A 14,367-nucleotide genomic window follows, 5' to 3' on the forward strand; every position below is an offset into this window, starting at 1 on the left:
GGGGAGGGCGTCAGGGGCGCAGCTCGAGCCGCGCGAAGTGGGGGGCGAGCCGGCGCACCAGCGCCGCCAGGGCCTCACGTGGCGGTGCGCCGGCCACCGGCAGGCAGTAGTCGGGGTCGCGGCAGCGTTCGAGGCGGGCCAGCTGCAGGGCGTAGTGGCGCACGCCGCAGTCGGCCAGGGTCATCGCCAGGCGCTCCAGGTCGTCCAGGGCGAAGTCCCGCCAGTGCACCGTGGTGCGACACTCGAAGGGCGTCGCGCCCTCCAGCAGCATCGAGAGGCTGCGGGCCAGCGGCTGCCAGATGCCGCGGCGCCCGCAGATCCGGTCGAGGTCGCGCCCGCGCCCCTTGACGTCCAGGGCCACCCAGTCGAGTTGCGGCAACAGCGCGGCCAGGCGCTCCGGGTAGGGGCCGGCGGTGTGCAGCCCAACGGCCAGTCCCAGCGCGCGGGCCTGCTCGACGGCGCGCGGCAGGTCGGCATGCAGGGTGGGCTCGCCGCCGCTGAACACCACGGCGTCGAGCCCCTCGGCCCGGGCCTCGAGGAAGGCGTGCATCGCCGGCCATTCGCCGGGATCGCCGCGGCGGGGCGTGGCCATCTCGCTGACCTCGCAGTAGCCGCACTGCAGCGGGCAGCCCTGGAGATGGATCACCGCGGCGCGCCGGCCGGGGAAGTCCGTCGTGCTCAGCGCGGTCAGGCTCGCCACCGGCAGGCGGATGTCGCCGGGGCCCGGCTCGCTCACGGCGCGGTCACGGCGCGGGTGTTGTCCATGCCGGGGCGGCCGTACCAGTAGCCGTCGCAGACCTCGGCCTCCACCAGCGCCAGCGGGCCGGGGGCGGGAAGCGCGCCGCGCCGCGCCGCATCGAAGGCCGCGACCACCTCGGCCATGCTCTCGGCGCGGGGGCTCAGTCGGGCGCTCGCCACGCCCATCTCGGCCATGGTCGGCAGCTCATGGCGCAGGTCCTGGCAGGCGCCGGAGAGGGTCTGGATGCCGTTCAGCGTGAACACCTCGCGCGACTCCTGGGAGCGCAGGGCGAGGCCCTCGGGATACTTCTGGCAGACGAACTTGCAGCGGTCCTTGGGCTTCTGGTGGCGCCGCGCGGTGAAGCAGCGCGACGACCAGGCCAGCGGCAGGTGACCGTAGGCGAAGACCTCGCAGGGCGCCTCGAGCCCCTGTTCGTGGCAGTCGGCCAGCAGCCGGGTCAGGTCGTCTCGGGACATCTCCACCGGCGCCTGCCAGCCCTGCATGCCGGCCCGCGCCAGCACGGCGAGCGAGGCCGGGTTGTAGAGGTTGAGCGCGGCCCCGGCGACGAAGGGTAGCCCGGCGGCGGCGAGGCGCTGCACCGCGCTCTGGTCGTTGGCCTCGACCGTGAACTCGCCGTTGTCGCAGAGCTTGCGCAGGTCGCGCAGGTCGGCCTCGGACTCGATCAGGGTCTGGCTCGCCAGCACCACCCGCTTGCCGCTCTGGGCGAGCTCGCGACCGATTCCCAGCCAGTCGTCGAGCTTCATGTCGCGGCGCCGGGAGCAGACCGACTCGCCCAGGGTGACGGTCTCGACGGGCCAGTCGGCGGCCGCGCGGTAGAAGTCGGCGTAGTCCTCGCGGGTCCAGTAGAAGAGCACCGGGCCCAGGCTCAGTTCCAGGGTCGTGGCGGTCATGAAGCCTCCTATTTCCAGCGCCGCTCGTAGGCGCCCAGGGTGGTGGTGGCGCCCTCGGAGAGCTCGCCGAGGCCGGCCATCCAGGCGGGATCCGCGCGGAAGTGCCCGGGCGCTCGCTCGACACGGTCCAGGGCCTGGCGCCAGATGCCGGCGACCTTCGAGACGTAGGCGGGGCTGCGCTGGCGGCCCTCGATCTTCACCGCGCTGATGCCCAGCTCCTTGAGCTCCGGGAGCAGCTCCAGGGTGTTGAGGCTGGTGGGCTCCTCGATGGCGTGATAGGTCTCGCCCCCCACCGCGAAGCGCCCCTTGCAGAGGGTCGGGTAGCCGGCCCGCTCGCCCTCGGCGTAGCGGTCGATCAGCACGCCGTTCAGGCGCGACTCCAGGCCCTGGGGCGTCTCCTCCCAGCGCACGTGGGCCGCCGGCGAGCAGACGCCGCGGGTGTTGGGCGACTCGCCGGTGAGGTACGAGGAGAGATAGCAGCGCCCCTCGGCCATGATGCACAGGCTGCCGAAGGCGAATACCTCGAGCTCCACCGGGCTCTGCTTCGCCAGGTCGCGGACCTGGGTGATCGAGAGCACCCGGGGCAGCACGGCGCGCTTGATGCCGAACTGCTCGTGATAGAAGCGCAGCGCCTCATGGCTGGTCGCCGAGCCCTGCACCGAGAGATGGCGGTCGAGGCTCGGGTGGCGCCGGGCGGCGTAGTCGAGCAGCCCCATGTCGGCCATGATCAGGGCGTCGACGCCGAGCTCGGCGGCCTGGTCCACGGCGCGGGTCCACATCGCCCAGCCGTCCGGCTGCGGGTAGGTGTTGATGGCGCAGAACACCCGCTTGCCGCGGGCGTGGGCGTAGTCGATACCCTCCCCGGCGCGCTTGTCGGTGAAGTTGAGCCCGGCGAACTGGCGCGCGTTGGTGGTGTTCTGGAAGCCGAAGTAGACGGCATCGGCGCCCTCGTTCACGGCGCGCTTCAGGGCGGGCAGGTTGCCGGCGGGGCAGACGAGCTCCATGGCGCGACTCCTCTCGATGAAAACCCGATCATGCTAGTCGACCCACCCGGCCCCGCCCTTGACGGGCGTCATGCCGGGCGGGCATTCGCGGCCGGCATGACCCAGGTCATGTCCTGCCCACCGTTCGGCCCCCGGCCATGGCGGGCGCGCGCACCTGGCCTAGGCTGTGATCAGGCCTGTTCACCATGCGGGGTGGCCATGGATATCGAACGCCTCTTCGATGAGAGCTACGTGCGGGTGCTCGACCGCGAGGTCGAGGGGCGGGCGTTCTTCGCGGCCTTCTACGACCGCTTCCTCGCCGCCTCGCCCCAGGTCGCCGAGAAGTTCCGTCACACCGACATGGCGCGCCAGCAGGCGATGCTCAAGAAGGCCTTCTATCACCTGCTGGCGTTCTATGCCTCGAGCCACGCCGACTACTACCTGCAGCAGGTGGCGATCAGCCACGATCGGGCCCACCGGGATATCCCCCCGGCGCTCTACGACCTCTGGCTCGAGAGCCTGATCGACACGGTTCGCGCCTTCGACGAGCAGTTCGACGACGACGTCGAGCTGGCCTGGCGGCTGGTGATGACGCCGGGCATCGTCTTCATGACGTTCCATTACGACCGCGGCACCGATCTCCACGGCGGATCCCCGAGGCCTTGAGGGTCCGTCCGCCCGGAAGGCCCTGGTGGGCGTCCTGCCAGTGCATCCCTTCGATCGCCGAATCACGAAGAGGGGGCCGGCCTGGCCTCGCAGAGGGGACAGAAGTCGGCCTGCTCGCCGTGGCCCAGGCGTAGCCCGGTGTGGTGGTCGGCAATCTGTCGGTAAAGCGTCAGGAAGCCGGGGCTGCCTTCGGCAGGGCGCGAGAGCGGGATGTGGGGCGACATCTCGTCCAGCTCCGCGGCAGGGATACAGCGCTCGATGAGCGGATAGATGTGGCGGTTCTCGCTATGCAGGTGATGGTGGTAGAGCTCGCTGAAGGCTCGAGCCAGGTTGAGCCGGCCGAAATCGAGCTCATCCTCCGGCATGTCATCCGCCTGACGGCGGAAGGTCGCCTCGAGCGCGTTTCCATCGCGGGTGATCCGCCGATGCTCCTCGGTGAGCACCGCGAGCAGTTCGGCGCTCTGTGCATGGCAGCCGGCCAGGCGGGCGAAGAGGACCTCCTCCACGGGGTGGTGCCACTCCTCGGGCTGGCGGGTCAGGTAGTGGCATAGCCTGGCCAGCAGCCGGTAGTCCGGGAGTTCGTCGCAGGCCGCGATATGCAGCTGGCGGTCGAGGATGCAGAGCAGCGCCGCATAGCGATGGTGGTCGGCGTGCAGGCGTTCCAGAATGATGGCTTTCATGGTGGCCTCCTATACGCACCGCCGGGTGGCGGTGCGTCGCGGCTGGGCGCCGGCCGGGGTCAGCCGGCGCGTTCGAAGAGCAGGTTGTTCTCCAGGTGGATGTGCTGCATCAGGTCGTCGCGGAACTCACGCAGCCCGGTATAGAGGGCTCGCCAGGTGGTGCAGGCGCCCTTGGGCGGGGTGATGTCGTCGGTGAACACCTCGATGGGCCCCTGGGCCTGGGCGCCCAAGCCCCGGCGAAGCATCGGGAAGAGGATCTGCTCTTCCTTCTGCATGTGGCTCTCCATCTCCTGGTGGATCGTGGTGAGCAGGTCGGCCAGGCCGTTGGGGCAGGTGTCGCGCTCGCCGTGGACCTGCTCGACGCGACGGGCCATGCGCACCAGTTCGGGCAGCTGCTGGCGATGGACGTCGTGGTAGCGGGTCAGGATATGCTCGATCAGTTCGTCGTTGCTGGCCGACGGCCAGTCGCGCTCGTCGCTGGTCCCGGCCGGCAACGCCTCGAGCTGTTCCACCAGCGCCTGGGCTGACAGGCCGATGCGCTCGGCGGCCTCGCGCAGGCTGATGCGGCCCCCGCAGCAGAAATCGATGTTGTGGTCTCGGAACACCCGGGTGGCGCCGGGCAGGGTCAGGGCGGTACGGCCGACGGTCTGTTCGATCAGGCTCATGGCTGGAGTTCCTTGGTCAGATAGGTGACGGTCTATATGGAGCAAGCGGCGTGCCAGTTTCCAATGGCTTGTTTTATAAGGCGTTGATGCCAAGATGGTGAAAAGTACCAGCATCGATTAGGGTAGATAGGACCCTTAAAGGTGAATATCACCATGCTCGACGAGACCCTGCTGGCGGACCTGGTCGCTGACTTGCCCCGCGCAGTGCGCCTGCAGCGCCTGGTGCGGACCCTGCGCGAGGGCTTCCGCTGCGGCGCCGTCTGCCTGCTGCGCCTCGAAGAGGGCGCCCTGGTGCCGCTGGCCGTGGACGGCCTGGTGCGCGAGGCGCTGGGACGGCGCTTCGAGGTGGCCCAGCATCCACGCCTCGCCACCATCCTCGCCAGTCGGCGCACCACCCTCTTTCCGCCGGATGCCAGCCTGCCGGACCCCTACGACGGCCTGGTGGAGCAGCGGCCGGGCCAGCCGCTGCATGTCCACGACTGTATGGGCATCAGCCTGCACGTGGAGGGGGAACCCTGGGGCGTGCTGACCCTGGATGCGCTGGAGGCGGGGACCTTCGATGCCGCCGACCGGACCGCCCTGGAACGCTATGCGCTGCTGATCGAGGCGGCGGTGCGGGTCAGCCGCCTGGAGCGTGACCTGCGCGCCCTGCGCATGGCCCACCAGGACAGCGGCCTGCCGCTGGCGGCGCCCGAGGCGCGGGATATCCTCGGCCACAGTGCGGTGCTGTTGAGACTGCTGCGCGAGCTCGACGTGGTGGCGAGGGCCGACCTGCCGGTGCTGCTCAGCGGAGAGACCGGAGTGGGCAAGGAGCTCTTCGCCCGCCGCCTCCACCGTTGCTCCGCTCGCCACGCCGCGCCGCTGGTGCAGGTCAACTGTGCCGCCCTGCCCGAGTCGCTGGCCGAGAGCGAGCTGTTCGGCCATGTGAAGGGGGCCTTCTCCGGCGCCACCGCCGAGCGCGCCGGGCGCTTCGAGGCGGCCGACGGCGGCACCTTGCTGCTCGATGAGGTGGGCGAGCTGTCGCTGCCGGTCCAGGCCAAGCTGCTGCGCGCCCTGCAGGAAGGCGAGGTGCAGCGGCTGGGCGAGGATGTCCCGCGGCGTGTCGACGTGCGCATCATCGCCGCCACCAACCGTCGCCTGGCCGAGGCGGTGCGCGACGGCAGCTTCCGCGCCGACCTCTATCACCGCCTCTCGGTCTATCCGGTGGTCATCCCGCCGCTGCGCGAGCGGGGCAGCGACGTGCTGGTGCTGGCCGGACACTTCCTGGAGATCAACCGCACCCGGCTCGGGGTGCGCAGCCTGCGCCTCTCGTCCGAAGCCGAGGAGACGCTGCTGGCCTACGCCTGGCCGGGCAATGTGCGCGAGCTGGAGCACGTGATCAGCCGCGCGGCGATCAAGGCCCTGAGTCGGGGCGCGCGGCGCGACGATATCATCACCCTGGTGCCCGAGTGGCTCGATCTGTCCGGTCCGGTGGGGGAAGGGGCCAGCGCGTCGGAGGTGCCAGGTGGCGTGGGTGAGGCCGCGTCATCGAGCCTGCGCGAGCGCGTGGAGAAGGCTCAGCGGCGGGCGATTCGCGAGGCCCTGGACGCCTGCGACGGCCGCTGGGCGGCGGCGGCTCGGCGCCTGGAGCTGGACCCCAGCAACCTGCACAAGCTGGCCAGGCGGCTGGGGCTGAAGCCGGGGCGCTGAGCCTTTCCACTGTCTTTTGATCGACGTCATCCTGGGGTGGCTTTCTGCTGGCGGAGACGTCGTGTTCGTCCTAGAGAGTAACTGATTACTATCTTTTGAGACTCGAGCATGTTGCAGCGCCAGCATCTCCCCGCCGCGAGGTGCAAAAGGCGCAGCGCCCCCAAATGCGGAGGATGCCGACGGCCTTATCGCGGCGTCTCACGTCATCACGACCCACTATCAGACCGTCGCGGCGGCCAATAAGGACTGGCGAGAGTGAGTCGGATGAGGCGGCCCTGTCGTACCTTGCCGGCAGGGTGGCGGGATCCGCGAAGGGGCAATCGGGAGCGGAGGTCGGTCATGATCAAGGTAAGGCTCTATCGCTACCATCCCGAGGAGGATGACCGGCCGCGGCTCGAGACGCTGGAGGTGGACGAGCTTTTTCGCAAGAGGATGGTGCTGGATGTGCTCGAGCACCTGAAGCAGCGCGATGCCACTCTGGCCTATCGGCGCTCCTGTCGGGAAGGGGTCTGCGGCTCCGATGGCATGAACATCAATGGCAAGAATGGCCTGGCCTGCATCACGCCGGTAGAGGAGGTGCTGGGACGCGGCGATACCCTGACCCTGCGGCCGCTGCCGGGCATGCCGGTGATTCGGGATCTGGTGGTCGATCAGACGCTGTTCTTTCGCCAGTTCGAGAAGATCCGCCCCTGGCTGATCAACGACGCCCCGCCCACCGCCCGCGAGCGCCTGCAGAGCCCCGGCGAGCGCGAGAAGCTCGACGGCCTCTACGAGTGCATCCTCTGTGCCTGCTGCAGCTCGGCCTGCCCCTCCTGGTGGTGGAACCCGGACAAGTACATCGGTCCGGCGGGCCTGATCCAGGCCTATCGCTTCCTGATCGATGGCCGCGATACCGCGACGGACGAGCGGCTGGCCGAGCTCGACGACCCCTTCAGCGTCTTTCGCTGTCGGCAGATCGCCAATTGCACCTGGGTGTGCCCCAAGGGCCTCAATCCGATGCGCGCCATCGGCCATATCAAGGCCATGCTGTTGAAGCGGGGCACGTGAACCCCCGACGAGCGATCTTGCGGTTCAAGGAGATCGGCTGACAGAAGAGGACATTGTGACCCTCGACGATCCTGGAGGAATCCAGGCAAAGAGGCGTCCTCGAAGAGGGCGCGACACCGATAGAGTGAGGCGTATCGCGATGAACACGCGCACCGCAGTGAGTAGAGCGATCGGAGTGGCCACCTCGTGGGGCCACCCACGGCGATGCCTGCGTGCTATCGCAGTTGCCGTGATGCTGGGCACCGTGACGGCGGGCAGCGTCGCGGGGGCCGCGGAGCCGGTGGGCCCTGACCTGACCGAGAAGCTGCGCGGGCTGTTGGTCAAGGAGATGGTCGAGATCGAGGCGGCGATGCAGGAGACCTATAGCGCCATTATCCAGGGCAGGCATGACGAGGTGGCACGCCATGGCCAGGCTATCCATGACAGTTTCATCCTTGAACAGTCCCTTACCCAGCAGGACCGCCGGGACCTGAAGGAGGCGGTGCCGGCGGAGTTCCTGCAGTTGGACGCGAGGTTACATCAGCTGTCGGCGTCCCTGGCGGAGGCGGGTAGACAGCAGAACACGCCGCAGCAGGTGGAGGTCTTCAATCACATGATCCAGGCCTGCGTGGCCTGTCACAGCCGCTATGTGACGGATCGTTTCGAGGGGCTGAAGGCGCAGTCCGTGCCCGAGAGTTGGGGTGTCGAGACGCCATAACGCGAGGGCGTGCGCCGATCCGCGGCGACGGTGAGGCCGATCAGATCCTGCTGGCTCACATACGACGACGCCCCGGCCATGCCGGGGCGTCGCGGTGTCAGAGCGTGTTCCTGGGCCGTGCTCTGGTGCCAACCTCAGGCGGCGTCGAGGGGGCGCGAGGGGCCGAAGTGCTCGTAGTGGCGGCGCTCGTCGGGCACGCCGAGCGCGGCCAGCGCCCGGTCCACGGCGGTCATGAAGCCCTGGGGGCCGACGAAGTAGCAGCGGGCGCCCTCGGGCAGCAGGCGCGCCAGCAGCTCGCGGTCGATGCGCCCGATATGGTCGGCGTCGGCGCCGCGCTCGTGGACGCTCACGGCGCGCAGCCGCTGCGGATGCTCGGCGGCCAGGGCCGCCACCTCGTCGCGGAAGGCGTGGTGCTCGGCGTCCAGAGCGGCGTGCAGATAGATCACCCGGCGCCCCGCGGCCAGGGCGTGGCGCGCCATGGGCAGCAGCGGGGTCTGGCCGACGCCGCCGGAGGCCAGCAGCAGCGGCTCGTCGCCGCCCTGCAGGGTCAGCTCGCCGGCGGGCGGCAGCAGCTCCAGGGTATCGCCGATGCTCATCGCGTCATGGAAGTGTCGGCTCGCCCGGCCCTCGGGCTCGCGCTTGATCGAGATCCGATAGGCGCGGCCGTTGGGCACGTCCGAGAGGCTGTAGTGGCGATAGACCGGCTCGCCGTCGATAATCAACCGCACGCCGATGAACTGGCCCGGCGCGTGATCGGCCACCGGGCCCCCGTCCTCGGGCTCCAGCACGAAGGAGCGGATCACCGCGCTCTCGTGTCGAATGTCGGCGATGCGAAAGTGCCGCGTGCCGCGCCAGCCGCCGGGGCGCTTTGCAAACTCGTGGTAGCGATGGTCCTCCAGCTCGATGAGCAGGCCGGCGAGCTCCTCGTAGAGGGCGCTCCAGGCCGCGGCGATCTCCGGCGTCACCGCCTCGCCGAGCACCTCGCCGATGGCGGCCATCAGGCACTCGCCGACGATGGGGTACTGGTCGGGTTGGATGCCCAGGGCGACGTGCTTGCCGACGATGGTGCCCATCGCGCCCCGCGCCTGCTGGGGATCCTGGCGCAGCTGCACGTAGGCGAGCACCGCGCCGGCCAGCGCCCGGGGCTGGCCGCCGTCGCGCTGGTGAGTCTCGTTGAACAGCGGCTTCACCTCGGGATAGCGCGAGAACATCAGCGGGTAGAAGCATTGGGTGATGGCGTCGAGATGTTCGGCCACCACGGGGGCGGTGGCGGCGATCAGGCGTTCCTGGTCTGGCGTCAGCATGGCAGGGTTCCGGTCAGGGGGTGTCTTTTAAGATGTAAGTAAAATACATCTTTATGATCGCCGCCGACACCCCGCGGGGCTGACGCAAAATGTCGCAGGGGGTTAGTAGGCCCAGACCATGGCCATCAGCATGCCCCAGGCCAGCACGCCGGCGGCCATGATGGTGTAGGTGGCCGACATGGTGGTGACGTCGTTGTCGCTGCGCTTACACAGCGCCTGCAGGCCGTGGTAGAGCAGATTGCAGGAGATGCCCAGGGCGACCAGCACCGCCAGGGCGTTGAGCAGCAGGCTGGGGATCAGCAGCACGATGGACGCGGACCACAGCGGCAGCGGCGCCAGGGCGGCCAGCAGGTAGGCGTCGTGGTAGCTGAGCGACAGCTCGCGGGTGGCATTGACCACGGCGTGGATGAGCCAGCCCATCAGGAAGAAGGTGAGCAGCTCGGCGAGGAACAGGATGGTCGTGATAAAGCGCCACTCCCTGCCGGCGAAGCCGGCCACGAAGTCATCGCCATAGTGGGTGCCGGCGTAGTAGAGCAGCAGCGGCGGCAGCAGCGACATGGGCAGCACCAGGCACCAGGCCAGCACGGGAATCGGGATCTGGCGCTGCTGCAGCGACTTCCAGCCTGCCTGGCGGGTGAAGGGCAGCGTGAATATCGTCACGGGGTTCATGGAGAGCCTCCTCGTGTCCTCGGGGTGATAAAATATCACGGCGTGATATGATTGCTTAATCTGTAGGTCCCGTCTCATTCTCTGTCAAGCCGAGGCGGACCCTGAGATGCCGCCGGGTTCCGCCCACACCGGATCGAGAACTGCCCATGAGTGACGATGCCTTGACCAAGCAGGACTTCCAGCGCCTCTCCCATTTCCGCTATCAGCTGCGCTGTTTCCTGCGTCAGAGCGAAGACATCTGCCGCGAGCACGGCCTGACGCCGCTGCAGTACCAGCTGCTGCTGCACCTGCTGGGATTCGAAGGGGGGGAATGGGCCTCGGTGGGCCAGCTGGCCGAGCGCCTGCAGGCCAAGCATCACGGCACGGTGGCGCTGGTCGATCGCTGTCAGCAGCTGGGGCTGGTGGAGCGACGCCCGAGTCGCACTGATCGTCGGCGCATCGAAGTGCATCTGCTGCCTCGCGGCAGCGAGCTGGCACGGCGTATCGCCGAGCTGCACCAGCCCGAGCTGCGCCACCTGCAGGAGGAGTTTCATCTCCCTGGCTGGCCTGAACTGTTCTGAGCCGCGCTCGTCAATGCCGTCCCTGGCGCCGGCGCGTGGCGCTTCACAGCCCGATACGGTGGGCCCGGTCGGTGAAGAAGATGCCGCTGGGCGATTCGCTGTCAAGCGTCGCCAGCACCTCGAAGGTGCGGGTGTCGTAGACGGTGATCCGGTCGCTGTCGCGGGCCGAGACCCAGGCGTGCTCGCCCTTGGGGGTGAACTCCATGTGCAGCACCGCCTCGCCCGGGGAGAGGGTGCGGATGACCTCGCGCGTCTCGGTATCGATCACCTGCACCACGTCGTTGTCGGGGTGGGCGAAGTTGACCCACACCTGGCGTTCGTCGGGGCGGCTCATCACGAAGATCGGCTGGCCGTGGACGGGGATGCGCTCCACCAGCGACCAGTCGTCGGCGTCGGCGACCAACACCTCATGGCGCCCCACCGCCGGCAGCCAGGCCTCGTCGCCGGCCACCGACCAGCCCTCCAGGTGCGGCATCTTGTAGACCGGCAGGCGCGCCTCGCCGCGGCCGTAGTCGGGCAGGATGCGCGTGACGCCCTCCTCGAGATGCCACAGGTCCAGCAGCGCCAGGCCGTCCTCGCCGAAGAGCCCGGCGATGTAGTAGCGCCCGTTGGGGCCGATCAGGGCGTCGTAGGGCGCCTCGCCGATATCGGGGAAGCGCGTTACCTCGGGCGCCTCGCCGTTCATGTCGATCATGGCGATCTCGCCCGCCTCGAACAGGCTGTAGACGAAGCGGTTGCCCGGCGCGTCCACCAGCCCCACCACCTTGGAGCGCTGTGCCTCGCCGTTCTCGTCCCGGTAGGTCGCCGGGATCTCCGCCACTTCCACCAGGGTCTGGCTGTCGAAGAGCTTCACGCCACCCGGTTCGTAGTTGGCCACCGCCACCAACGAGCCGTCCTGGGAGATGGCGCCGCCGATGCTGTTGCCGGACTGCATCACCCGGTGGGTGATCTCGCCGCTGAGCAGGTCGACCCGGCTCAGCCCTCCGTCGCGGCCGAAGACGAAGGCGAAGCGGGCGTCGCGGGAGAACTTCACCGAGGCATGGGACAGGTCGCCAAGCCCCTCGACGCGGGTGAGGATCCGCCGCTCGCTGGTGTCCACCACCGCCAGGCTGCCGGTGGCGCGCTCGACCACCACGCCGAGATCACCGGTGCCGCGTGGCTCGACCGGCGGCGTGGCCTGGCAGCCGGCCAGCAGGGCGGCGAGGCCGATAGCGGTCAGGTGCGTGCGCAGTCCGGAGAGCATCATGGCGATTCCTTGTCGAGTCGAGAGCCGAGTTGAGTACTGAGTCGAGTGCCGAGTCGATGACCGATCACTCATCCAGGGGGTTGTCGTTCTGCAGGTGATCGGCGAGCCAGCGGGCCTCCTGCTCGCTGAGCAGTCCCGCCCAGCCGGGCATGGCGGTGCCGGGCACGCCGTTGAGGATCAGCGCGGCCAGGCCGTCACGATCGTAGGCGTTCATGCGCGATCGCGGCAGGGGCGGCCCCAGCCCGCCGCGCAGGGTCATGCCGTGACAGGAGCCGCAGTCCTGGTAGAGCAGCGTCTCGAGCTCGGCCTGTCGCGCTGTTGAGAGCGCGCTATCGGCGAGTGCCGCGACCGGCAGCCAGCAGCAGGCCAGCAGCAGAAGGCGGGGGGCGGGCAGGGGCATGGCATCTCCTCGATCAGGGCTCCTCGGGCAGGGCTCCGCGGGCAGGGCTGTCTCCAGTCTCGTGACGCACGGGGCGCGGCGCCATGACGGCCGTCAAGGCGGCGTCCCGCTGGTCCCATCAAACACGATGCACGGCGACTGGCAACGCCTCTTTGGAGGTAGGTGCCGATGGTCGTTGACGCAGGTCAATGCCGGGCGGGAAAGCGCTGCGCGAATCGCTAAAGATGCATGAATTATGCGCGTTCATGGGCCACGCTCAGGGCCAGGAGGGTCATCGACCATGCGTTCGCGTCGGCTGGCCGTCCGTCGAACAACAACCGCGGCATGGCCTGGCGGCAGCGCATCCGAGGATCATGACAGAGGTGGAACGATGATGAAGAAAGACTGGTATCTCAAGCCCCTGGCGGTGGCGGTGACGACCGTCGCCATGGGTATCACGCCGGCCCAGGCCCAGGATGGCCACAAGGATGTCGACGGGTCCAAGAGCGCCTATCAGGGCACGGCGTCGACCGTGGATCCGGGCTCCGCCAAGGTCGTGCGCACGCCCGGCGCGCCGGACCTGACCGAGGCGGAATTCGAGAAGGCCAAGGAGATCTACTTCCAGCGCTGCGCGGGCTGTCACGGCGTGCTGCGCAAGGGGGCCACCGGCAAGCCGCTGACCACCGACATCACCCAGGAACGCGGCCTGGACTACCTGAAGGCGTTCATCACCTACGGCTCGCCGGCCGGCATGCCCAACTGGGGCACCTCGGGGGATCTCACCGAGGAGGAAGTCGAGCTGATGGCCAAGTACGTCATGCACGAGCCGCCGGTGCCGCCGGAGTTCGGCATGCCCCAGATGCAGGAGACCTGGGAAGTGAAGGTGGCCCCGGAGGATCGCCCCACCGAGCAGATGAACGACCTGGCGCTCGACAACCTCTTCTCGGTCACCCTGCGTGACGCCGGCCAGGTCGCACTGATCGACGGGGGCAGCAAGGAGATCGTCAAGATCCTCGAGACCGGTTACGCGGTGCACATCTCGCGCCTCTCCGCCTCCGGTCGCTACCTGTTCGTGATCGGCCGCGATGCCAAGGTGGACATGATCGACCTGTGGATGGAGGAGCCGTCGATCGTCGCTACCATCAAGGTCGGCATGGAGGCCCGTTCGGTCGAGACCTCCAAGTACGAGGGCTACGAGGACAAGTTCGCCATCGCCGGCGCCTACTGGCCGCCCCAGTACGTGATCATGGACGGCGAGACCCTGGAGCCGAAGAAGATCGTCAGCACCCGCGGGATGACCGTGGATACCCAGGAGTACCACCCCGAGCCACGGGTCGCAGCCATTGTGGCCTCCCACCAGCACCCCGAGTTCATCGTCAACGTCAAGGAGACCGGCAAGGTCCAGCTGGTCAACTACGAGAACCTCGAGGCGCTCTCCACCGTGGAGATCGAGACCTCGCGTTTCCTGCATGACGGCGGCTGGGACGCCTCGGGTCGCTACTTCCTCACCGCGGCCAACGAGTCCAACCAGATCGTGGTGATCGACGCCCAGGAGCGTGAACTCGAGGCCATCGTCGACGTGGGCAAGATCCCCCACCCGGGGCGCGGCGCCAACTTCGTCGATCCCGAGTTCGGGCCGGTGTGGGCCACCAGCCACCTCGGCGATGCCACCATCCAGCTGATCGGCACCGACCCCGAGGGCCATCCCGACAACGCCTGGCAGGTGGTGCGCACCCTCGACGGCCAGGGCGGCGGCTCGCTGTTCATCAAGACCCACCCGGAGTCCGACAACCTCTACGTCGACACCGCCCTCAATCCGGGCGAGGCGATCAGCCAGAGCGTGGCGGTCTTCGATGTCAACGACCTGGAGGCCGGCTACGAGGTGCTGCCCATCGCCGAGTGGGCCGACGTGGGCGAGGGGCCCAAGCGCGTCGTCCAGCCCGAGTACAACCAGGCCGGCGACGAGGTGTGGTTCTCGGTGTGGAACACCTCGGACAAGACCTCCGCGCTGGTGGTCGTGGATGACGAGACCCGCGAGCTGAAGAAGGTGATCAAGGACGAGCGCCTGGTCACCCCGACCGGCAAGTTCAACGTCATCAACACCCAGCACGACATCTACTGAGCCGAGCGGT

Annotated in this window: 16 protein-coding genes; 7 read left to right on the forward strand and 9 right to left on the reverse strand. The window is 68.7% G+C overall.

The annotated features are described in order from the left end of the window. Positions 1–10: 10 nt before the first annotated feature. The 3 genes from ABE957_RS01210 to ubiU are packed head-to-tail and all read right to left on the reverse strand — an operon-like array spanning position 11 to position 2,654. Positions 11–736: an anaerobic ribonucleoside-triphosphate reductase activating protein gene (locus tag ABE957_RS01210; RefSeq protein WP_349756824.1), complete on the reverse strand. Its 726-nt coding sequence runs from the start codon at positions 734–736 to the stop codon at positions 11–13. Beyond that, complete coding sequence (locus ABE957_RS01215) at positions 733–1,650, reverse strand: U32 family peptidase (RefSeq protein ID WP_349756825.1); 918 nt, start codon at positions 1,648–1,650, stop codon at positions 733–735. The genes ABE957_RS01210 and ABE957_RS01215 overlap by 4 nt, the downstream gene beginning before the upstream one ends. An 8-nt stretch (positions 1,651–1,658) precedes the next feature. Beyond that, a complete protein-coding gene (gene ubiU / locus ABE957_RS01220; RefSeq protein ID WP_349756826.1) occupies positions 1,659–2,654 on the reverse strand; it encodes a ubiquinone anaerobic biosynthesis protein UbiU in 996 nt (331 codons plus the stop codon). A 198-nt stretch (positions 2,655–2,852) separates the two neighbouring features. Between ubiU and ABE957_RS01225 the strand changes: the two genes are divergently transcribed. Beyond that, complete coding sequence (locus ABE957_RS01225; RefSeq protein WP_349756828.1) at positions 2,853–3,299, forward strand: globin; 447 nt, start codon at positions 2,853–2,855, stop codon at positions 3,297–3,299. 62 nt (positions 3,300–3,361) lie between these two features. Here ABE957_RS01225 and ABE957_RS01230 read toward each other — a convergent pair whose 3' ends face one another. Beyond that, positions 3,362–3,979 (reverse strand): hemerythrin domain-containing protein, encoded by a 618-nt coding sequence (locus ABE957_RS01230; protein WP_349756829.1) that lies wholly within the window; start codon positions 3,977–3,979, stop codon positions 3,362–3,364. Positions 3,980–4,038: 59 nt separating this feature from the next. Further along, a complete protein-coding gene (locus tag ABE957_RS01235) occupies positions 4,039–4,644 on the reverse strand; it encodes a DUF542 domain-containing protein (RefSeq protein ID WP_349756830.1) in 606 nt (201 codons plus the stop codon). 153 nt (positions 4,645–4,797) lie between these two features. Here ABE957_RS01235 and norR point away from each other — a divergent pair, with 153 nt between their 5' ends. The 4 genes from norR (at position 4,798) to ABE957_RS01250 (ending at position 8,077) form a co-directional block, all read left to right on the forward strand. After that, complete coding sequence (gene norR, locus ABE957_RS01240; protein ID WP_432765380.1) at positions 4,798–6,333, forward strand: nitric oxide reductase transcriptional regulator NorR; 1,536 nt, start codon at positions 4,798–4,800, stop codon at positions 6,331–6,333. A gap of 124 nt (positions 6,334–6,457) precedes the next feature. Continuing rightward, complete coding sequence (locus ABE957_RS18140; RefSeq protein WP_432765381.1) at positions 6,458–6,592, forward strand: hexameric tyrosine-coordinated heme protein; 135 nt, start codon at positions 6,458–6,460, stop codon at positions 6,590–6,592. Between the two features lie 83 nt (positions 6,593–6,675). Beyond that, the gene (locus tag ABE957_RS01245; RefSeq protein ID WP_349756943.1) at positions 6,676–7,380 is read left to right on the forward strand and encodes a succinate dehydrogenase iron-sulfur subunit; all 705 of its coding nucleotides are present in this window, start codon (positions 6,676–6,678) and stop codon (positions 7,378–7,380) included. A gap of 139 nt (positions 7,381–7,519) precedes the next feature. Next, positions 7,520–8,077 carry a hypothetical protein gene (locus ABE957_RS01250; protein WP_349756833.1) on the forward strand — a complete coding sequence of 186 codons (558 nt, stop codon included), beginning with the start codon at positions 7,520–7,522 and terminating at the stop codon, positions 8,075–8,077. Between the two features lie 134 nt (positions 8,078–8,211). On the opposite strand, the gene ABE957_RS01255 is transcribed toward ABE957_RS01250, so the two are convergent. Together ABE957_RS01255 and ABE957_RS01260 are read right to left on the reverse strand one after the other, a co-directional pair. Beyond that, complete coding sequence (locus tag ABE957_RS01255) at positions 8,212–9,381, reverse strand: globin domain-containing protein (RefSeq protein WP_349756834.1); 1,170 nt, start codon at positions 9,379–9,381, stop codon at positions 8,212–8,214. Positions 9,382–9,483: 102 nt separating this feature from the next. Next, entirely contained in the window at positions 9,484–10,050 is a 567-nt protein-coding gene (locus ABE957_RS01260; RefSeq protein WP_349756835.1) for a YIP1 family protein, read from the reverse strand. Between the two features lie 146 nt (positions 10,051–10,196). Here ABE957_RS01260 and ABE957_RS01265 point away from each other — a divergent pair, with 146 nt between their 5' ends. After that, positions 10,197–10,610 (forward strand): MarR family transcriptional regulator, encoded by a 414-nt coding sequence (locus ABE957_RS01265; RefSeq protein WP_349756836.1) that lies wholly within the window; start codon positions 10,197–10,199, stop codon positions 10,608–10,610. Positions 10,611–10,653: 43 nt separating this feature from the next. Here the strand turns inward: ABE957_RS01265 and ABE957_RS01270 are convergent, their stop codons facing one another. Further along, positions 10,654–11,856, reverse strand: coding sequence for a cytochrome D1 domain-containing protein (locus tag ABE957_RS01270; protein WP_349756837.1), 1,203 nt, complete (start codon positions 11,854–11,856; stop codon positions 10,654–10,656). 64 nt (positions 11,857–11,920) lie between these two features. Beyond that, positions 11,921–12,256, reverse strand: coding sequence for a c-type cytochrome (locus tag ABE957_RS01275; protein ID WP_349756838.1), 336 nt, complete (start codon positions 12,254–12,256; stop codon positions 11,921–11,923). 427 nt (positions 12,257–12,683) lie between these two features. Here ABE957_RS01275 and ABE957_RS01280 point away from each other — a divergent pair, with 427 nt between their 5' ends. After that, positions 12,684–14,357, forward strand: a complete 1,674-nt coding sequence (locus ABE957_RS01280) for a cytochrome D1 domain-containing protein (RefSeq protein ID WP_432765382.1) — start codon at positions 12,684–12,686, stop codon at positions 14,355–14,357. Positions 14,358–14,367: the final 10 nt, after the last annotated feature.

It is taken from the genome of Halomonas pelophila (genome assembly GCF_040196315.1).
GTDB classification, from domain to species: Bacteria; Pseudomonadota; Gammaproteobacteria; order Pseudomonadales; family Halomonadaceae; genus Halomonas; species Halomonas pelophila.

What these genes read in the sequence shown, in the direction of transcription:
- ABE957_RS01215 (WP_349756825.1), bottom strand. Translation starts at nt 1,650, where the DNA reads ATGACCGCCACGACCCTGGAACTGAGCCTGGGCCCGGTGCTCTTCTAC.
- ubiU (WP_349756826.1), bottom strand. Translation starts at nt 2,654, where the DNA reads ATGGAGCTCGTCTGCCCCGCCGGCAACCTGCCCGCCCTGAAGCGCGCC.
- ABE957_RS01225 (WP_349756828.1), top strand. Translation starts at nt 2,853, where the DNA reads ATGGATATCGAACGCCTCTTCGATGAGAGCTACGTGCGGGTGCTCGAC.
- ABE957_RS01230 (WP_349756829.1), bottom strand. Translation starts at nt 3,979, where the DNA reads ATGAAAGCCATCATTCTGGAACGCCTGCACGCCGACCACCATCGCTAT.
- ABE957_RS01235 (WP_349756830.1), bottom strand. Translation starts at nt 4,644, where the DNA reads ATGAGCCTGATCGAACAGACCGTCGGCCGTACCGCCCTGACCCTGCCC.
- norR (WP_432765380.1), top strand. Translation starts at nt 4,798, where the DNA reads ATGCTCGACGAGACCCTGCTGGCGGACCTGGTCGCTGACTTGCCCCGC.
- ABE957_RS01250 (WP_349756833.1), top strand. Translation starts at nt 7,520, where the DNA reads ATGAACACGCGCACCGCAGTGAGTAGAGCGATCGGAGTGGCCACCTCG.
- ABE957_RS01255 (WP_349756834.1), bottom strand. Translation starts at nt 9,381, where the DNA reads ATGCTGACGCCAGACCAGGAACGCCTGATCGCCGCCACCGCCCCCGTG.
- ABE957_RS01260 (WP_349756835.1), bottom strand. Translation starts at nt 10,050, where the DNA reads ATGAACCCCGTGACGATATTCACGCTGCCCTTCACCCGCCAGGCAGGC.
- ABE957_RS01265 (WP_349756836.1), top strand. Translation starts at nt 10,197, where the DNA reads ATGAGTGACGATGCCTTGACCAAGCAGGACTTCCAGCGCCTCTCCCAT.
- ABE957_RS01270 (WP_349756837.1), bottom strand. Translation starts at nt 11,856, where the DNA reads ATGATGCTCTCCGGACTGCGCACGCACCTGACCGCTATCGGCCTCGCC.
- ABE957_RS01275 (WP_349756838.1), bottom strand. Translation starts at nt 12,256, where the DNA reads ATGCCCCTGCCCGCCCCCCGCCTTCTGCTGCTGGCCTGCTGCTGGCTG.
- ABE957_RS01280 (WP_432765382.1), top strand. Translation starts at nt 12,684, where the DNA reads ATGGGTATCACGCCGGCCCAGGCCCAGGATGGCCACAAGGATGTCGAC.